This window comes from Peptoniphilus faecalis (assembly GCF_012976305.1).
Taxonomy (GTDB): Bacteria; Bacillota; Clostridia; order Tissierellales; family Peptoniphilaceae; genus Peptoniphilus_A; species Peptoniphilus_A faecalis.
In genome coordinates this window covers 1-18,947 of record NZ_JABDSR010000009.1, presented here as the reverse complement: position 1 = coordinate 18,947, position 18,947 = coordinate 1, and the positions used below count along the sequence as shown (strand labels likewise).

The following is an 18,947-nucleotide window of genomic DNA, read 5'->3' as shown; positions in this document are numbered from 1 at the left end:
AATAATTAAACAATAATTAAAAATAAAAAAACTAGGATTGACCTAGTTTATGAAAGCATAAATGCCGACTCTATGTGATTGATTTCCTTTTCATTAAAATAAATTTCAATTATATCGAAGCGAACCATTATGTCGTAAAGATTTTTTTCCATAATATACGCCGTGGCAGTTTGAATTATATTTTGCATTTTAAATTCCGTGACAGCTTCGCAGGCATCACCATATTTTCTCGAGTTTCGAGATTTTACTTCAACAAAGACAATTTCATCTTTATCCCTTGCTATTATGTCTATTTCTGTACCAAGGGCTCTATAATTCCTTTCTAAAATTATATAACCCTTCTTCTCCAAAAATTTTGTGGCAATATCTTCTCCACGATTGCCAAAAAATAAATTGTGTCCTACCATAATTTCATATTCTTCAAAAAAGATTTTCTATGCATATCCGTTGGACCATAAGCCTTTAGAGCATCTCTATGATATTTTGTAGCATAGCCCTTGTGTTTTTCGATTCCATAATGAGGATATTTCTCCGCCCACTTGTTGCAAAGGTCATCTCGATAAACTTTTGCAATAATTGAGGCACAGGCAATGGAATAACAAGACTCGTCGCCCTTAACAATTGCATGTTGAAAAATCCCAGTTTCTATAGTTTCGGCATCTATTAAAACACAGTCTGCATTGACCTTTTTGTTTTCCCTATCGCGCAAATTTTCAAGAGCATTTATCATGGAAATGTGAGTAGCCATTTTTATATTTACTTTATCAATAATATCTGCATTTGCCCTTCCAATTCCAACGGCAATGCAAGACTCCAAAATTTTTGTATAAAGTGCCTCTCTTTTTTTAGGTGTCAACTTTTTTGAATCATCTACTCCCTCGATGTACTCGTCCTTTGGCATAATAATTGCACAAGAAACTACATCTCCAAAAAGACAGCCCCTTCCAACTTCATCAATTCCACAAATATTTTTGTACCCCTTGTCGTAGTATTCATCTTCAAATTTATAAAAATTCATCTGGTTCCTCCAAAGTTATTCTTCCAAGAGTTCCCTTCCTAAACTCGTCTAAAATAATTCCAGAAACTTTTTCATAATCTATTAATCCGCCACGCATAAGTGCACCTCTATTTTTTCCAATTTCCTCCATAATTTCAATTGGCTCCATATTTTCGACATTAGAAATTTTATATCTCTCTTCTATTGACTTCGGTGCAATCTTTTTTAATTTTTCAATTAATTTTAAAGAGAGGGTTTCTCTATCCATAATTTCATCCTTTATCGCACCAGTAAAGGCTAGGTTAAGTCCAACTTTTTCTTCAAACTTTGGCCACAAAACTCCTGGCGTATCTAATAGGTGAAGCTTTGAGTGAATTTTTATCCACTGATTTGTCTTTGTAACTCCCGGCCTATTTCCAGTTTTTGCAGATTTTGTGCCAGAAATTGAGTTTATAAAAGTTGACTTTCCAGAATTTGGTATGCCCACAATCATTGCACGAAGTGGTCCCTTGTTAAGGTCCTTATCCTCATATTTTTTTATCTCTTCAGACATTAATTCCTCAGATCTTTTTACGACTAAAGCCACATTTGGCTTCATTGCATTGTAAGAAATTGCAAAATTATTTTCATCAATAATTCTTTTCATCCAATCTTCATTTAATTTTGGATTTGATAAATCTGACTTATTAAATATTAAAAGTCTTTTTTTGTTTTTTAAAAGGTCGTCAAAAAGAGGATTTCTACTTGAGAAGGGAATACGAGAATCAATTATCTCTATTACAAAATCTATGAGTTTTAATTTTTTCTCAATATCCTCAATTGTCTTTTTCATATGACCTGGATACCAGTTAATATTCATTTAATCACCAAATAAAACCTTGTCTAAAATTTTTACTGCTCCATCATTGTCATTGTCGTATTGGGAAACTACATCTGCAACTTCTATAAGTCTCTTTACTCCATTTTTCATTGCAATTCCAAGTCCAACATTTTCTATTAGCATTACATCATTGGAATCATCGCCAATAGCAGCAACATTTTTTAAATCCACATTTCTATTTTCCGCATATTTTTTTATCCCAAAAAATTTGTCGCCGCTTTTTTGTAAAACTTCAAGCATCCACTTTGGCTCTCTTCTAATTTTCATAATGTGAAAATTAAATCTATCAGAAATTTCATCTCTCATTCTATTCCTAAGAGCAACTAAATCATCATGATTTCCAGCAAATACAATTGAAAGTGGGTTCCCCTTTATACTTTCAAAATCATCTACTACAAGATTTCTTCCCTTAAAAGCATCGACATAGGAACCTTCAAAGCTTTCAAAATTCTTTTTCTTGTAAACAAGATCTATTCCATCATCTCTTTCAATATGAAGTGATGTGTAGATATTGTCTTTATCATCAAAACTCATTACTCTTTTTAAATCCTCTTTACTAATTGGATTTACATACTCAACTTTCCCAGTAAGATTATTCCTAATTACATTTCCATTATTGCATATGAGGTCGATGTCCACATTCTTTCCCACAAATTTGTGAGCAGAATAATATTCACGGCCAGTAGCAACTACGGGAATAATATTATTAGATTTCAGTTTTTCCACAAAGGGTTCAAAACTCTTTGTCATAACCTTATCTGTACTTAGAAGAGTTTCATCTAAATCCATAGAAACAATTTTAATCATAAATCACCTATACATTAAATTTAAATACAATTACATCGCCATCTTCAACGACATAATCCTTTCCTTCACTTCTAATGAGTCCCTTTTCTCTTGCAGAAGCAACAGAGCCTGACTCAACTAAATCCTTATAGCTAACTGTATCAGCCTTAATAAATCCCCTTTCCATATCAGAGTGGATTTTTCCAGCAGCAGTTGGCGCCTTTGAACCTTTTTTAACAGTCCATGCTCTAGTTTCCATTTCACCAGTAGTTAAAAAAGAAATTAAACCAAGAAGTTTGTAACTCGACTTAATTAATTTGTCTAATCCAGATGAATCAAGACCAAGTTCTTCAAGGAAAAGTTTCTTTTCATCATCTTCAAGAGTAGCAATTTCAGCTTCAATTTCTGCAGAGATTACAACAACTTCATCGCCAGTTTTTTCTGCATACTCTTTTACTTTTTTCACATATTCATTGTCTTCTTTGTTTAATTCTTCTTCAGAAACATTGCATACATAGATTACAGGTTTTGCACTTAGAAGAGAATAATTTTTTATAATTTTTTCTTCTTCCTCGTCAAGTTCAACTTCTCTTGCAGCCTTACCTTTTTCAAGAGCATTTTTAATTTTTTCCAAAAGATCTCTTTCCTTTGCAAGAGATTTTTCTGCCCTAGCCTTTTTTACAACCTTTGAATATCTATTTTCAACTTGTTCAAGGTCAGAAAAAATTAATTCCAAGTTTATATTTTCAATATCACGAATAGGGTCAATAGATCCATCAACATGAATAATATTTTCGTCATCAAAACATCTTACCACATGAACAATGGCATCAACTTCGCGAATATTTGATAAAAATTGATTTCCAAGTCCTTCGCCCTTGCTTGCACCTTTAACAAGACCTGCTATATCATAAAATTCTATATTTGTGTGAACAATCTTTTGTGAATTGCTTAATTTTGCAAGGACATCTAATCGTTCATCAGGCACATTTACAACTCCAATATTTGGTTCAATAGTTGCAAAGGGATAGTTTGCAGCTTCAGCACCAGCACTTGTAAGAGCATTAAATAAAGTTGACTTACCTACATTAGGTAGTCCTACGATTCCAAGTTTCATTAGAAAACCTCCATTCAAATTAAAATTATATCATAATTAAAAAGCATAGGTCTATTAATAAAAAAATAGTGTCAGTCTTTACAACTAACACTATTATGATTAACACTTAAATTATATTTTATTTAGAACCATTTATCAGACCTAATATCTTTTTTCCTACATTAACACTCAGGTTCTTGTACTTAGTTTTGCCATTACCTATTCCATATGATACATAATATTTATTCCCAATTTTATTTTCTGGAATAAATGTGAAGGTTATATCATCATCCTTATCAGCTTTTATATTTACTATAACCGTTCCCTTATATGGTTCGTTTTTTAGTGGGTCTTCTGGTCCTTGACTACTAATGTTTTTTATGATTGTGTCCAAAATATCTTCTTTCAACTTACCTATTACAATAAAAGATTTAATATTTAGATCTTCATCTGTAATTACTTCTATATTCATAGATTGACATCCAATAGTCTTGTTATCAAGTGTAAATTTTTTATCATTTACTTTGCTTATTTCACTTGTGTTTAAAGTTATATATTCACTCTTTTGATTCATTGGAATTTTATAAATTTCACAAATTTCTTTTAAAGGCACATAGTTATCTCCATTAATCAAGTACATCTGCATTCCTTTAATTTCTTGTTTCTTTCCATTATCTTTATTTTCTTTTGAATAAGCAATTAATTTATGACTTGAATTAAAAATCTTTATTTTTTTATCAGATTTTACAGGCTTAATTTTAATGGAATTCTTCATTTTCAACATCTTTGGTTGGATATTTAACATTACGCTATTTGATGTACTATCATAATTCACAAAACTATCATTTTGTTTGTCGAAAAAATCTAGGAAATCCCTTAATTTAATGAATAGGGCATCTTTCATATAAAAAGCTTGGATATCTTCTCCGCAATAATTTATTTCACACTTTACTGCATAAATTTCTTTACTTTTTGCTTGGGATATACTGGGGATAAGAAATACCCCCAGTATGAAGATAAATAAAATTTTTAACGATTGTTTTATCATAGCGTCCTCCTGCTAAACTCTAATAAAATCCATTATAACTTCGATTTCCGAAAAATCTAATTGGGCAGTATTCAGGTACTTTATTTGCCGCATCGAGCGCAGCCTGACGTACTGATTTACTACTAGAAGGAGAATTCCAAAATTGCCATAAATAATTATAGCTAAAATATCCCCCTACTAAGTCATAACCCATTCTAGCTAGTCCTGATTGAGCATCTGTTACAGACTCTCTTGGGTAAGGGATAGCGTCATCATTTATAGATGCTGCCCCTGCATTATCATAGATACAACTCTCCTCCAACAATCTCTCCAGAATACAAATCTACATGCACTTCTACTTTTTCATTTTTTAGGATATAAACTTCCTTAATTATTTGATCTTCTAAGTTTTCTTCACTTATAATAACAGGTTCAGTTTCTTCTTTTCCATCCATCAGCCTAAAAAAATCTTTATTGGGAATAGCAGTTCCAACACTAACTTCTTGAATTTCCCCTTTATTGTATTTTTGCAAGAATTCATTTGCTATTCTTATGACTTTATCTTTTGGGATTGGATTTCTAGTTTGGCTAAAACTTCTCAAAGAAATTTCCTCTTTCTCTATACCCTTTTTCTTAAAGCTAACTAAAGCTCCCTTTTCTGTATCTATATAAACATCATAAGCATCATATTGATTATGTCCACCATAAGGCATCATCTTTTCATATCTTAATTCTTAATAGAAGGAATAGTCTAATGAACCATCAGAGTTCATCCTCTCTTCTCTACTAGTCCAATTAAAAATACCATCGTCACTTTCTTTTCATTATCAACTTCATTCTCTAAAGCAAATATACTAAAAGAACATACTAATAGCATTATTGCTATTAAAACAAAACTTTTGAAATATTTCAAAGGTTAGTATAGATGATAATATTCCAAACAATATATTGTCTACGTTAAAATTTTTATATAATAAAAACTTAATTACTTCTAATAAAACAACAATGATAAAAGTTATTTTAAAATAATTTTTACTGTTCTTTTTTAAAATTAAAATAAAAATTGGAATTAAGTAAACTATTGGCAATATTATAAATTTAAAAAAAGAAAAATAGCTTAATTCATCTGTCATAGTTATGAAATCGTAAGGATAATTTACAATAGATTTAAATGGAATAATATTAATCCTTGGATAAGAATTATTTATTCTTCTAAATAAAATATAAAGATTGTATAAACAAAACCTGATATATATTTTTTTAGAAAAATATTTTTTCTTTATTATTATATGTATAAAACAAAAATATAGCCCAGAATTAATAAAGCTAGAAATAATACAAAAAATCGCATTACAGTATCATTATCTATTAAAATCTCTCCTTTTGCCATTCCTGGCAAAACACTTGTTAACATTGCAAGTAGTGTAAATATTCCCAAATAAGAACTTACTAAAAATATTAAAGGTATAATTTTCTTTTTCTTAAAAAACTCCTTAAGATTTATCGATTCTTTTTGCTAAATATATAATTCATCTACTATTATTATATCACTAGATTAAATAAAAATAATGCACTTTACTATAATTTTATATCCTTTTAATTAGCTGTTTTTTATTGTATAATGAGTTTATCAATTATTAAAGAGGTGAACAGTATGAGTGCCATCGTCATAAATGACCTGACAAAACGCAAGGGCAAAGAAAAAATTTTATCTAATTTAAATTTAGAAATTTTAGATGGCGAATTTTTCTCTCTTCTTGGAACAGAAAAATCCGGAAAAACAACTCTTGCAAGAATTATTATGGGATACTTAAAACCCGGTAGCGGATCTATTAGGGTTTATGATATGGATTCCTTTAAAGAATCAAAAGAAATAAAAGAAACTGTGTCCTTCGTACCTGAAGATATGATTTTCGATTCAAAGATAAAATCTTATACTTTATTAAAAAAGACACTTAGTACACGTAGTATGTCTAACACAGAAGATATTGATGCCCTCTGTGATTATTTTGAATTTAATTCAAATCTAAGAATTTGTGATTTAAGAGATAGAGATAGAAAACTATTTGCTATTATTAATGCTCTTGTTGTTAAACCAAGGCTTTTAATATTAGATAGTCCTTCTAAATTTTTGGAAGAAAAGGATGTTGATAGGCTTTTCTCTCATGTTAAGAAATTAAATGAAACAGAAAGTTTAACTGTTTTACTTCTATCTAATTCACTAAGAGAAGCAAAAAAATATTCTCAACGCATCGCTTACCTATCTGATGGTAAAATTCAAGATATTGAATACAATAATGTAAAAGCTGCTGAAGATAAAGTTTTAAAAATTGACTCTTATAGGGGAAATTTAAATTACTTTACTTCAATAGGTGCAAGAGTTATTAAGGATGAAGAGGAAACTGTGCTATACTTTGACGGAGCACTTCCTGAACTTTCAAGGGTGATTTACGAGGAAGCTCTTGAAAATTATGTGCTTGAAGATGCAAAATTAAGCGATAAAATAAATGCCTACTACAAGGGAGAAAATGCAAAACTTCCTAGGAAAAAAACTGAAGCACCAAATAAAGGAGTAGCTGAAAATTCAACAGAAAAAATTTCTGCAAATTCAGTTGAAACTTCTAATATCAATGGAGTAACAGAAGGCACGATAAAAGTTAATGAAGGAGAAAATAATTTCACTGAAGTGGAAGGCGTAAAATTAGAAAACTCTGAAAAAGATATAATCCACAATACAAAGACAAATCTCTTTGTAGATGACGACTACAATAAAGTTGTGCCTAATGAAATGAATGATGAAGTTGAATCAACTAAAGAAAATTTAGATGAAAATAAATCTGATGAAACAATTGTTTTTAAAACCTCTGATGACGTATTCAATGTAACAGAAGAGACAAAGATAAAGGAGGATAAAAATGATATTTAATATGGAATTTAAATCAAATTTTGCAAAGATGATATCTTGGGCAATCGTCCTAATAATTTTACTTGGACTTATGCTTGCCTTTTATCCCTTCCTTGCAGAATCTCAAATGAACTCACTGTTTAACTCAGTGTTAGAAGGTTTTAACGAGCCTGCTAGAAATATTTTAGGGCTTTACGATGGAATTGATATAGTAAACATTGGCGACTACATTGCACTTGTTTATCATTATCTTGCAGTTTTAATTTTTATATTTGCAATGCAACTTGGAGCAAATTCTCTTGCAAAGGAACAAAGTTCTGGTAACATTGAATACATTTATTCAAATCCAATTTCAAAGTCAGAAATTGTAACTGGTAAAATTGCTGCCAACTTGTTAATTTATATTTTATTTTTAATAATAATGGCACTTGCAACAGTTGGGCTTGTCCTTGGAATTTCTTCAATAGGAATTGTTGGAGATGGAGCTATACAAATAACAAGTTTTGAAATTTTTGAAGCAGTTATAAAAGTCTTTATTGGACTACTTGGCGCCGGTCTTGTGTTTATGTCCATTGGTTTCTTCTTCTCTGCAATGTCAAAATCTTCTCTACACCAAGATGCAATTGCCGCACTTTTTGTATTTCTAATTGTATTACTTACAATAGTAGGAAAAGTTATTGGAGATTCCTTTGAACTAGTTATATCTTACTTCCCTAATGAGGTCTTTGGCCCATATAGCTTCGTGAGTGCAGATCTAAACCTAATTGGTTTAATTGCAAATGCAATTATCTTCGTGCTAATGATAGTATTGACTTATTCAATTTATTCAAGTAAAGAACTTAAATATTAATTTTAGAAACTACCTTGTAAAACGAGGTAGTTTTTTTGTGCTCAAAATTATTTTTCATAAATTCTAATTTTAAAAATTTGTCAGAATTATTATCTCTATCACGAATATATTAGTGAAGGAGGAAATATGGATAATAAAGACTTGATAGAAAGGCTAAAAAAGAAAGATGAAGATGCCCTTTATATATTTATTGAAGATTACGGAAAAATATTAAAGGGAGTTATTTCAAAAACGCTTTGGAAATATCCAAACCTTTGGGAAGAAGCCATGAATGATGCCCTCTTAAGTATATGGCAAAATATTAAATACTTTGACCCAAGTAGGTCCACTTTTAAAAATTGGTGTGCCCTTGTTGCAAAGTATAGAGCCATAGATATTCTTAGAAAAGAAATTAAATTTGAAAGCCTTAGATTAGATGAAGATTCGAAAATTGTGGATTCAGATTTATCTTCAAATCTAGAAATAAAAGAAATCCTTTCACTTTTAAATGACGAAGACAAAAAACTTTTTGAAAATATTTTTATCAATGGTCTTTCATATAAAGAGGCAGCATCTAAACAAAATATTTCCACAGCAAATGCCTATAAAAAAGTTAGCAGAGGAAGAAATTTTTTAAAAAAATGGAGGGAAAGTTTTTATGAAAAATAATATTTATGATGAATTAAACGACATGGAAATAGAATATGAAGAAGTTCCTCTTAATGATTTTGAAATAGAAAATCTTAAAAAAACTGTGAGATCATTAAAAATAAAAAATAAGAAAAATAAGTTTAATAAAAAAGTGGTGGCAATAGCAGCATCTCTTATATTGATTTTTGGAATAACAAACTACAAATCCGGTGGCTATGTCTTAGCTAAGACAAGAGAACTAGCAAGTAATTTTAAAATTACTTTATCTGATGCCATGGGTCTTTCAAGGGAAGTTGATAAATACAGCGTAAATTTAAATGAAGCTTTTGAAATAAATGGCAAAAAATATATTTTTGATAAATTTGTTGTTGAAGATAATAATTTATACACTGTAATTTTGAGTCTAAATGACTCAGAAAAAATGCTCTCTGGAGAAGTTTCCTTAACTGAACTTAAAGTTAATGGCAAGAAAAATCAAATTCTTAGCTCCAGTGCCTCTGGATATACTTTACCTGAAGATGAAAAAGTAAATGTCTATACTCTTAAATATGATTTAGAAGAATCTTTGCCAAAAGAAGGCAAAGTTAATTTAGAATTTTTCTTTGATGAGTTTTTAGGAAACAAGAAAAAAATTAGTCTCTCAACAAATATAGATATGTCACAAATGAAAATGAAGAAAAATCTTATAGCAAAGGACTTTACTATTCCAGATACAAATAACATTGTCATTGAAAGCCTTGCTACAAGCCCAGCCTCACAAAAAATCCTATTAACCTATCCTGACAGCGAAGATGGATATCTTTATTCAATAAAAGCAAGAGATTCCAAGAACAGATTTGTTTATTTTGAAACTCGCGAAGCAGAGAAAAATAAATCCAACCTTTACTTCTCTCCAGTCATTAGCAAGGTCACTGCCGATGAACTTTTAAATGAAATCAAAACACTAAAATGCCAATTATACAGAGTGACAGTCAACAGCTATGACAACAAAGAAATGCCTATTGGAGAACAAGCAATTGGTGACGAGTTTACTCTCACTTTAAAATAAAAATTTATATTATGGAAAAAGTCCTACCTTTTGTCGGGTAGGATTTTTAATGTAATCATTCTTATGAATACTATACTTAAGCAAATTTTTTTATTTGTTTTAAATTTTCTAATTTTTCTGATTTTTCTGATTCTAAATTATTTGATTCTTCGATTTTTTCATTGTAAATTCTATTTAATTCTTCTTCCGTAACTTCACTTGGGAGTATGTCGAGTACAACTTTTCCCTTATTTAACATAATAATTCTATCAGAATACTCAATTGCATTTTTCAAGTTGTGAGTAATCATAAGTGTTGTGATTTTTTCTTTTTTAATAAGGTCATTGGTCTTATTCATTATTATCTTAGATGTCTTTGGATCGAGAGCCGCCGTGTGTTCGTCAAGTAAAAGTATCTTTGGTTTTTTTACTGTTGCCATTAAAAGTGAAAGTGATTGTCTTTGACCACCTGATAGGAATTTTACTTGCGTCTTTAATTTATTTTCAAGTCCAAGGTCAATGCTCTTTAATTTTTCAATTATCTTTTCATTATTATTTTTGTCAATCAATTTTTTAAAAGTAAATTTATGACCTTTCTTAAATGCCATTGACATATTTTCTAAAATATTTAAGCTTTGACAAACTCCCTTTGAGGGATCTTGGTTTACCTTTCCAATGTCAATTGCTCTCTTGTCTTCAGATAATTTTGCAATGTCGACATCGTCTAATAAAATTTCTCCTGAGTCTGGATTTAGTGATCCACTAATCATATTAAATAGTGTGGACTTGCCACATCCATTTGGTCCCAAGATAGCAACACATTTATTTTCTTCGATTTCAAGGGAAAAGTTGTCAAATACTTGATTTTCTTCATCCATTCCCTTGTAAAAAGTTTTTGATATATTTTTAATTTCTAGCATTTTCTTCCCTCTTTTCCTTTAATACAGATAGTCCCTTTGATGAAACATTGTTATAAACTATGAAGAATACTACTATTATTGCAGTTATTCCCTTTAAATCGCTTGGAGCAAGTCCAATGTATAGTGCAATTCCATATATAATTCTATAAATTATAGCGCCAATTATCGCTCTTGTAGTTCTATTTAAAAAGTTTGAATTCTTTAAAAAGGCATCGCCAATAATTACTGATGCAAGTGCTGATACTATTATGGATTGACCCATTGTAATGTCTGCGTATCCATTTGATTGTGCCATAAGTGCTCCTGCTAATGCTGCAAGTGCATTTGAAATTATAAGACCTATAGCAATGTACTTGTCAGGATTTTTGCCAAGGGCTTTTACTAGAGTTTCATTGTCTCCTGTTGCTAAAAGCAAATATCCCTTTTCTGTTTTTAAAAACCAATCTAGAACAATTTTTATAATTATTGTAATAATTATTAGAATTAAAATCTTTGGCACAGATTCAAAAAGTTGAAAAACAGTTTTGAAATCAAAGAAAGTAACATTTGGCGTGCCAGTAATTCTTAAATTCACTGAATATAAAAATGTCATTGTAAGGATTCCAGCAAGTATTGCTTGAATTTTAAATTTTCTAAATAATATATAAGTTATATACCCGCCAATACCTCCTGCAATTAATGAAACTGCCATCGCAAGTATTGGGTTTATCCCTAGAGTTAGCATCTTCGCAAAAGAAAAAGCTCCTAGTGGAAAGGTTCCTTCAACAGACATATCTGGAAAATCTAAAATTTTAAATGTTATTACTACTCCTATTGTCAATATGGAAAATATAAGTCCCATAACAATGGATTCCATTATTACTGAATTCAACTTTCTTCCTCCTAATTTTAAATCTATTCTACTACCTTTGCATCCTTCATCAACTTTTCATCTTTGCTAAGTCCTAAATCCTCAGCAGTTTTTTTGTTTACAACTTTTCTAGTGTCTGTTGAAAATAAAACTGGAACTTCACTTACTTTTTTACCGCCAAGTATTTCACTTGCCATACCAGCTGCTTTCTTCCCAAGGTCTGCATAGTCCACACCTGAGCTAATTAAAATTCCATTTTCAACCGGTCCTTCTTCTGATGCAAAGGAAGGAATTTTTGCTTCCCTTAAGCTTTCTGCAATAATAGTTGATGCAGATGAAACTGTGTTATCTGTAATAGCCATAAATATGTCTATCTTTGGCTCAATTGTCTTTATTGCCGTTGATACGTCATTAATATTATTTACTCCAACTTCAACTACATTTAGTCCAAAACCTTCTGCAGATTTCTTTAGCTCTTCAATTTGGAATTTTGAATTTGCTTCGTTAGTAGAAAACATTACTCCAATATTTTTTATATCTGGGAAGATACTAATCATTTCTTCAAGTTGTGCTGAGATTGAAAAATAATCGCTTACTCCCGTTACATTTCCCTCTGGCGTTTCAAGATTTTTTAGCAAATCTGCACTTTCTGGATCAGTTACAGCGTTAAAAATAATTGGAATTTCCTTTTCGCCATTTTTTGCACCTTGTGCTGCTGGAGTTGCTATTGCATAAATCAAATCAACTTTTTTATCTTGAAAAGACTTTATAATTGACGGAACAACTGTAAGATCTCCATTTGCATTTTTAGAAATAATTTCCACATCTGGATTTGTCTTCTCAAGTTCATCAACAAATCCCTCTCTTGCTCTTTCAAGGGCAATGTGGTCGGCAATTTGAATTATTCCAACTTTTTTTGCACCTTCTGCACTTTCTGTCGTAGTTTCTTCTGCTGGCTTTCCATTTTTCGCACCTGAGCAAGAAACCAAAAATAGTGACAATAAAACTAAAACAAATACTCTTCTAAATTTCATAAAAACCTCCATAAAATAAAAAAAATCTTTCATCCACATTGGGACGAAAGACTGACTTCGCGGTACCACCCGATTTTATAATCTAAAAAGATTACCTCATTTTAAGGTCTAACAACCTCTAGCCTCAGTTAACGGTGGCTTCCGTACTTGCCTACTAAATTCAACAAATAAGCTTTAGAGTGTATATTAAACTTCTGTGTATTGCCTCGCACCAAGCGGCAACTCTCTTAAATCATCAAAAATTCTTTTTTCTCTTTCAACGCTTTTTTTAAATTAATATGATTATAATTTAGTAGCACAACAAAGTCAAGCCTTTTTTTATTTTTATCCCAAAATTTTTATTTAGTTTTAAATTTTTCTGTTATGAAAATTATTTTATAATCTCTGCATCCTTTAAATTTTCATTATTAAGGTCAAGTCCTAGTGCCTTAGCAGTTTTTTCATTTACTTTTTTCTTTGCAGTCTTATTGTCTTCCGCGTGAACACCTTTAATGTCTTCTCCCTTTAAAATTCTTATTGCAAGATCCGCTGCTTGTCTTCCATGCTCATAGTAGTCCACGCCTTCACTCATTAAAAGTCCCTTTGAAACTTGTCCTTCTTCCGCAGAAATTGATGGAATTTTAACCTTTAATAAGTTTTCAGCAACTATTGGTCCAGCTGAAGCAACAGTATTATCAGTAAGTGCATAATAAACATCGATCTTTCCAGTTAAAGTTGAAAGAGCTTGACCAATGTCGTTAATATTATTTATTCCAACACTTTCAAGTTTAAGCCCAAGCTCATTGCAAGCACTTTCTAAAGCTTCAACTTGTACCTTTGAATTTGCTTCGTTAGTAGAAAAAATTGTACCAATAGTTTTTATATTTGGATAAATCCTTAGGAAGGATTCGATTTGATTCTTTGCAGAAACTGCATCATTTACTCCCGTGATATTTGTAATTTTATCTGGCGCTTCAATTAAACCAGCTTCCACTGGGTCCGTAACTGCAGAATAAATAATATTTTTATTTGGAAGAGCTGTCTTTGCTCCCTGTGCAGCTGGTGTTGAAATCGCATAAACTAATTTGTATTCGTCCTTTTCAAATTTTTTTGGCGCAGTAGTTGTTAAAGCTTGGTCTCCTTGCAAATTCTCCACTTCAACTTCTGCATCAATTCCCTCTTCTTTTAGTCTATCTTCAAAACCCTTAAGTGCATTGTCAAGAGACACGTGTTCAATATATTGGATAGCTCCAATTTTTATTTTTTCATCATTTTTTTCCGCCTTTTTATCTGTACTGCAAGCAACAAGAGATGCAGCAAGGGCACCTACCAAAACAATTTTAACCATTTTCTTTAAATTCTTCATTTTTATCCTCCAAAAAAAATTATTTAAAATAATAAAAAAATCCCTCGCCCAACATAGGGCGAAGGATTCGCGGTACCACCTAAATTCGAAATAAAAATATTTCCTCTTTAAAGATCTAACAATCTCTAGTCTATGATAACGGTGACTGCCGTAAAGATCTACTCGTGTTCAATCTTCATGCTTAAGAGTGAATATATGATACTAACTTATCTGTGGGCTCTCACCATCCCCACTCTCTTTAAGACTCATTAAATATCTTTTTCTCTTTCATGGCATTTATTATTTTATAAATGCTATTATAGCTATACAAAAATTTAAAGTCAAGTGTTTTTTATCAAATTAATAAATATTACATTATTTTCAGAATCTACCTCTTAAATTTATATAAAAATAGTGAGAATATAACGTATACTAACAGTATAAAAATATCATGTTTTATTAGGCTTATATTCAAAAAATCATTTCTATAAAAGTAATAAATATTAAATATAAACATTAATAAAGCTAAAAGGCTAAAAGTTTTAAGTATTTTTCTCATTAACAATCACAATAATCTGTTACGCCTATTAATTCCTTTCTATTTGAATCTGAATAAAAGTATGTTTTATACCTATATTTATCACCTGAAATCCAACTTGGATAGATAGGACTGGTATCTCTAAAATTAAATGTCCATAATTTTTGAGTCCAATAAACTCTCGGCCAATGTTCCATAACTATTCTTTCTGCTACATACGCTATCCCTGCAGCCATTGTGCTACCTGTAGCTGCTCCCAACGAAATTTTTTACATAATATCATACTTATTTATTAAATAATATAATATTTAAGTCAAATCGCATTTAAATAGTAGTAAATTTTTTGTAAATTTTAATAATTCAAATCTCTTAGCAGTTAATACTATTAAGAAAAATTTTAAATTTCTTTTTTATTTTTCTACTCCAAAGTAGGTTAAAAGGTACAAGGCAAAGACTATTAGGGTAACTACAAGTTTTTGTCCATCATAAGTACCAAATTTATAAATATAAAATTTCCTAACTAGAATTAATTAAACAAAAAAACTAAGAAACCTTTGATGTAATCTTTTAAATTAACCATTTCTCCTTGAAATTACATAAATGATAAAGCAAGTGATTAAGAATACTCCTATGACAAAAATATACTTGTAAATTAAATCTGAAACCGCTATTCCAGAAGTAAAATATTTATAAATATCAAAAATTGCCATTATAATTAATAAAATTGACAAATTTCTAAGTTGATGATTTCCCATAAATAATCTCTCTTATAAAATTTTTAAAATTTAAAACTTGGAGCCATAGATCTTTTGTGAGCTGAATTTTCGTGCATTCTATCGATTTTTTCTTTGATTTCTTTTTCTGGAACTTTTTCTCCCCTTATATAGGAATCGAGAACTTCATAAGTAAAACCCATTTCATCTTCGTCAGTTTGTCCCACCCAAAGTCCTGCTGATGGTTTTTTATTTATTATAAAATCAGGAAGTCCAAGTTCCTTTGCGATTTCAAAAATATCTGTCTTTAAAATATTTGCAATAGGCATGATGTCTGCACCAGAGTCTCCGTATTTTGTCGAATAGCCCAGATACCATTCACTTGCATTTGATGGCCCAAGGACTAAATATCCAAGGTCTTGTGCATAATAATATAATGTTGTCATCCTAAGTCTTGGCTTAATATTTGATCTTGCCATCTTGTTTTCTGATGTGAAGGATGCCTTCATTAGTTCATAAAAAGTGCTTGTAAGATCAATTGTCTTTGTTTCAAGATCAATTGCCTTTGCAACTTTTAGGGCGTCTTCTCTATCCTTATCAATGCTATCGCAGGGCATAATCAGTCCAAGAGAATTTTCTGGGAAAACTCTTTTTGCTATTGCCGCCACAACTGCCGAGTCAATTCCACCTGAAAGCCCAAAGACAAATCCCTTTGCGCCAACTTTTTTTGCATAATTTTCTGTCCACTTTACTAAATCTTTTGTAACTTTTTTATAATCCATAGTTTCTCCTAATAAATAATTTTTCCACCAATTGTTGGGAGTTCTATTTCTTTTAAGATTTCAATTTTAAAGTTTGCACTTGTCATATCTCTTATCTTATCTAAAATACTTTTATCTTCTCCAATGTCAATTGTAATTTCAACTTTATCTATATAATTTTCTTCAATGATTTTATAGTTTTCATTGGCAAGTAAATTTATTATAGCACCGTGAAAAGTATAGTCGTAAATTATTTTTGTCCTTGTGAAAATTTTTCTCACAACTCTTTTCGATTCATCAAGTGCCTTTACAACTGCATCAGTGTAGGCACGGACAAGTCCACCTGCACCAAGTTTTGTTCCGCCAAAGTAACGAGTTACAATTACAAGTACATTTTTCATTTCTTCTTTTTTTAATACTTCAAGCATAGGAATGCCTGCTGTGCCACTAGGCTCACCGTTGTCAGAGTATCTCTGTGTAAGTCCATCTTCTCCAATAATGTAAGCGTGGCAATTATGCGTTGCAGATCTCTCTAATTCTTTAATATCTTTTAAAATTTCAAGGGCTTCATCTTCACTTTTTACAAAAAAAGCTCGTCCAATGAAAATAGATTTTTTTATTTCTATTTCAGCTTTGCCATTTTTTAAAATCGAATTATACATTTGCAACATAATCCTTTACTTTTTCATATTCGCCTTTATTAAGCCTTAATTCCAAATAAATAGCATCCTCTTCATAGATAGGCTTTGCATCAAATTTTTCTACTAGCTTATATAAAAGACCTGTATCGCCATAAGTAAATTTTAATTTTACATCAAAATATTTTTCCTCGAGATTTTTTTCTATAATTTTTAGCAGTTCATCCATGTTTTCATCTTTTTTTGCAGAAATATACACTTTTTTATCTGGAAGAACTCGAAGAGGTAAATTTATGTCATATACATTTACCTTGTCCACCTTGTTAAAAACCGTGATTATATTTTTATCCAATACGTCAATATCCTTTAATATATCCATAGTAGTTTTGTACTGAATTTCTAAATCTTCACTTGATGCGTCAATGACATGAAGAATTAAATCCGAATATTTTATTTCTTCAAGAGTTGATTTAAAAGCTTCAACGAGTTTTGTCGGAAGTTTTGAAACAAAACCAACGGTATCAGATATTATAAATTCACGTCCAGACAAAAGTCTCGCCTTTCTTGAAGATGGATCTAGAGTTTCAAAAAGCATATTTCTTACAGAAACCTCTCCAGAGTCTTCTTCCTTTAATCTATTTAAGATCGTGGACTTTCCTGCATTTGTATAGCCAACAAGTGATACAATTGGAGTATTGCTATTAAGTCTTCTAGTTCTAGTAGTATCTCTAGTCTTTTTTGCCTTATCAAGTTTTTCCTTAATCTTGTCGATTTCTCTTCTTAACCTTCTTCTATCGGTTTCAATAATTTGCTCACCAGGACCTCTTGTACCAATTCCACCACCAGTTCTTGACCATCCGTCGATGCCAAGAAGTCTAGGTAGTTGATACTCTAGCATTGCAAGTTCAACTTGAAGCTTTGCCTCGTAAGTTGTAGCTCGAAGTCCAAAAATATCTAATATTAGATTTGTCCTGTCGATTACCTTCTTTTTTATTCTCTTTTCCAAATTTCTTACTTGAATCCCAGAGAGTTCATCGTTAAAAACAACGGCATCGACTTCCAAGAGTTTAACCATTTCCTTTATCTCGTCAACCTTTCCAGATCCAATTAAATATTTTGGATTAAATTTATAAATATTTTGCGTAACTTCACCTACGACCTCTGCACCATCTGCAAAGACAAGATCGGACAACTCCTTCATTGACGTCTCTAAGCTGTGAGGGTAAGCGCCAATATTAGTACCCACAATAATTACTCTCTCTAATTTTTTATTTGAATTTAAATTCTCTAAATAAACATTATCCATAGTTATATTATACTACATAATGCTAAGATTAAAAAACTCCCATAATAGTATTTGGCTCGCTAAAATGATATAATTAAAAAAAGGAGTAATTATGAAAAATTTTGCAATCTTAAAATATAATTTTAAAACTTTAAATAAAACTCAAAAAATTAAAATTGCACTTCTAATCCTGCTTTTAGTTTTTGTTTTATTTATTTCACTTTTTTCAGCACTTATTGTTTCAATAATTTCAAAAACTCCTACCACAAATTTAAATAATTTGAGTTCTTCCTTTAATCAGAGCTCCTATATTTATTCTAAGGATGGAAATTTAATTGAAAAAATTGAATCACTTGAATATAGAACTCTCGTGGATATAGATGACATCCCCGACAATGTAAAGAATGCCTTTATAGCAATTGAAGACCACAGGTTTTATAAACACAAAGGTCTAGACCCAATTGGCATTGCATCTTCTATTGCCGCAAATATAAAGTCAAGGTCCCTTATGCGTGGTGGCTCTACTATTACACAACAACTCGTTCGTTCAGTTTATTTAACAAATCAAAAAACTCTTGGCAGAAAAATTCAAGAAGCTTATTTGTCCTTAAGAGTGGAAGATGTGCTAGATAAAAATGAAATTTTAGAAGCTTACTTAAATAGAATAAATTTAGGACAAGGCGCCTA

Annotated in this window: 22 protein-coding genes and 2 other annotated features; of the genes, 5 read left to right on the top strand and 17 right to left on the bottom strand. The window is 30.7% G+C overall.

Going from position 1 to position 18,947, the window contains the following annotated elements:
• Window positions 1-47: 47 nt before the first annotated feature.
• The 8 genes from HKO22_RS07325 to HKO22_RS07290 all read right to left on the bottom strand — a co-directional run bounded on the left by HKO22_RS07325 (window position 48) and on the right by HKO22_RS07290 (window position 5,502).
• A complete protein-coding gene (locus HKO22_RS07325; protein ID WP_169969665.1) occupies window positions 48-407 on the bottom strand; it encodes a YraN family protein in 360 nt (119 codons plus the stop codon).
• On the bottom strand, window positions 401-1,018 hold the full coding sequence (locus HKO22_RS07320) for a ribonuclease HII (protein ID WP_169969663.1): 618 nt from the start codon (window positions 1,016-1,018) through the stop codon (window positions 401-403). The genes HKO22_RS07325 and HKO22_RS07320 overlap by 7 nt, the downstream gene beginning before the upstream one ends.
• The gene (gene ylqF, locus HKO22_RS07315) at window positions 1,005-1,856 is read right to left on the bottom strand and encodes a ribosome biogenesis GTPase YlqF (protein WP_169969660.1); all 852 of its coding nucleotides are present in this window, start codon (window positions 1,854-1,856) and stop codon (window positions 1,005-1,007) included. The genes HKO22_RS07320 and ylqF overlap by 14 nt, the downstream gene beginning before the upstream one ends.
• Window positions 1,857-2,684, bottom strand: a complete 828-nt coding sequence (locus HKO22_RS07310; protein WP_169969658.1) for an HAD-IIB family hydrolase — start codon at window positions 2,682-2,684, stop codon at window positions 1,857-1,859.
• A 7-nt stretch (window positions 2,685-2,691) separates the two neighbouring features.
• Window positions 2,692-3,780: a redox-regulated ATPase YchF gene (gene ychF, locus HKO22_RS07305; RefSeq protein ID WP_169969656.1), complete on the bottom strand. Its 1,089-nt coding sequence runs from the start codon at window positions 3,778-3,780 to the stop codon at window positions 2,692-2,694.
• A gap of 118 nt (window positions 3,781-3,898) precedes the next feature.
• Window positions 3,899-4,807, bottom strand: a complete 909-nt coding sequence (locus tag HKO22_RS07300; RefSeq protein WP_169969654.1) for a hypothetical protein — start codon at window positions 4,805-4,807, stop codon at window positions 3,899-3,901.
• Window positions 4,808-4,826: 19 nt separating this feature from the next.
• Window positions 4,827-5,108, bottom strand: a complete 282-nt coding sequence (locus HKO22_RS07295) for a hypothetical protein (protein ID WP_075659288.1) — start codon at window positions 5,106-5,108, stop codon at window positions 4,827-4,829.
• Window positions 5,086-5,502 carry a hypothetical protein gene (locus HKO22_RS07290; RefSeq protein WP_169969652.1) on the bottom strand — a complete coding sequence of 139 codons (417 nt, stop codon included), beginning with the start codon at window positions 5,500-5,502 and terminating at the stop codon, window positions 5,086-5,088. The genes HKO22_RS07295 and HKO22_RS07290 overlap by 23 nt, the downstream gene beginning before the upstream one ends.
• Window positions 5,503-6,440: 938 nt before the next feature.
• Between HKO22_RS07290 and HKO22_RS07285 the strand changes: the two genes are divergently transcribed.
• The 4 genes from HKO22_RS07285 (at window position 6,441) to HKO22_RS07270 (ending at window position 10,219) form a co-directional block, all read left to right on the top strand.
• On the top strand, window positions 6,441-7,712 hold the full coding sequence (locus tag HKO22_RS07285) for an ATP-binding cassette domain-containing protein (RefSeq protein ID WP_169969650.1): 1,272 nt from the start codon (window positions 6,441-6,443) through the stop codon (window positions 7,710-7,712).
• Window positions 7,702-8,541, top strand: coding sequence for an ABC transporter permease subunit (locus tag HKO22_RS07280; RefSeq protein WP_169969641.1), 840 nt, complete (start codon window positions 7,702-7,704; stop codon window positions 8,539-8,541). Before HKO22_RS07285 ends, HKO22_RS07280 begins: the two co-directional genes overlap by 11 nt.
• Window positions 8,542-8,667: 126 nt before the next feature.
• Window positions 8,668-9,189, top strand: a complete 522-nt coding sequence (locus HKO22_RS07275) for a sigma-70 family RNA polymerase sigma factor (protein WP_169969639.1) — start codon at window positions 8,668-8,670, stop codon at window positions 9,187-9,189.
• Entirely contained in the window at window positions 9,179-10,219 is a 1,041-nt protein-coding gene (locus HKO22_RS07270) for a DUF4179 domain-containing protein (RefSeq protein WP_169969637.1), read from the top strand. Before HKO22_RS07275 ends, HKO22_RS07270 begins: the two co-directional genes overlap by 11 nt.
• 76 nt (window positions 10,220-10,295) lie before the next feature.
• On the opposite strand, the gene HKO22_RS07265 is transcribed toward HKO22_RS07270, so the two are convergent.
• From HKO22_RS07265 to hflX, 9 genes are all read right to left on the bottom strand, one after another.
• Window positions 10,296-11,117 (bottom strand): ABC transporter ATP-binding protein, encoded by an 822-nt coding sequence (locus HKO22_RS07265; RefSeq protein ID WP_075659292.1) that lies wholly within the window; start codon window positions 11,115-11,117, stop codon window positions 10,296-10,298.
• Complete coding sequence (locus HKO22_RS07260) at window positions 11,104-11,988, bottom strand: ABC transporter permease (RefSeq protein ID WP_075659293.1); 885 nt, start codon at window positions 11,986-11,988, stop codon at window positions 11,104-11,106. Before HKO22_RS07260 ends, HKO22_RS07265 begins: the two co-directional genes overlap by 14 nt.
• A 23-nt stretch (window positions 11,989-12,011) precedes the next feature.
• Window positions 12,012-13,001, bottom strand: coding sequence for an ABC transporter substrate-binding protein (locus HKO22_RS07255; protein ID WP_075659294.1), 990 nt, complete (start codon window positions 12,999-13,001; stop codon window positions 12,012-12,014).
• A gap of 36 nt (window positions 13,002-13,037) precedes the next feature.
• Window positions 13,038-13,270 (bottom strand) — a binding site (T-box leader).
• Window positions 13,271-13,371: 101 nt separating this feature from the next.
• On the bottom strand, window positions 13,372-14,346 hold the full coding sequence (locus HKO22_RS07250; RefSeq protein ID WP_169969635.1) for an ABC transporter substrate-binding protein: 975 nt from the start codon (window positions 14,344-14,346) through the stop codon (window positions 13,372-13,374).
• 51 nt (window positions 14,347-14,397) lie between these two features.
• Window positions 14,398-14,626: a binding site (T-box leader), on the bottom strand.
• Window positions 14,627-14,883: 257 nt separating this feature from the next.
• Window positions 14,884-15,099, bottom strand: coding sequence for a hypothetical protein (locus HKO22_RS07245; protein ID WP_169969633.1), 216 nt, complete (start codon window positions 15,097-15,099; stop codon window positions 14,884-14,886).
• A gap of 336 nt (window positions 15,100-15,435) precedes the next feature.
• Complete coding sequence (locus tag HKO22_RS07240; protein WP_169969631.1) at window positions 15,436-15,618, bottom strand: hypothetical protein; 183 nt, start codon at window positions 15,616-15,618, stop codon at window positions 15,436-15,438.
• Between the two features lie 23 nt (window positions 15,619-15,641).
• Entirely contained in the window at window positions 15,642-16,358 is a 717-nt protein-coding gene (nadE, locus tag HKO22_RS07235) for an NAD(+) synthase (RefSeq protein WP_169969629.1), read from the bottom strand.
• A gap of 8 nt (window positions 16,359-16,366) precedes the next feature.
• Window positions 16,367-16,999, bottom strand: a complete 633-nt coding sequence (locus tag HKO22_RS07230) for a YigZ family protein (RefSeq protein ID WP_169969627.1) — start codon at window positions 16,997-16,999, stop codon at window positions 16,367-16,369.
• The gene (hflX, locus tag HKO22_RS07225; protein WP_169969625.1) at window positions 16,992-18,281 is read right to left on the bottom strand and encodes a GTPase HflX; all 1,290 of its coding nucleotides are present in this window, start codon (window positions 18,279-18,281) and stop codon (window positions 16,992-16,994) included. The genes HKO22_RS07230 and hflX overlap by 8 nt, the downstream gene beginning before the upstream one ends.
• A 91-nt stretch (window positions 18,282-18,372) precedes the next feature.
• Here hflX and HKO22_RS07220 point away from each other — a divergent pair.
• Window positions 18,373-18,947 (top strand): biosynthetic peptidoglycan transglycosylase (locus HKO22_RS07220; RefSeq protein WP_169969623.1); only part of this gene is annotated, 575 nt, incomplete at its 3' end.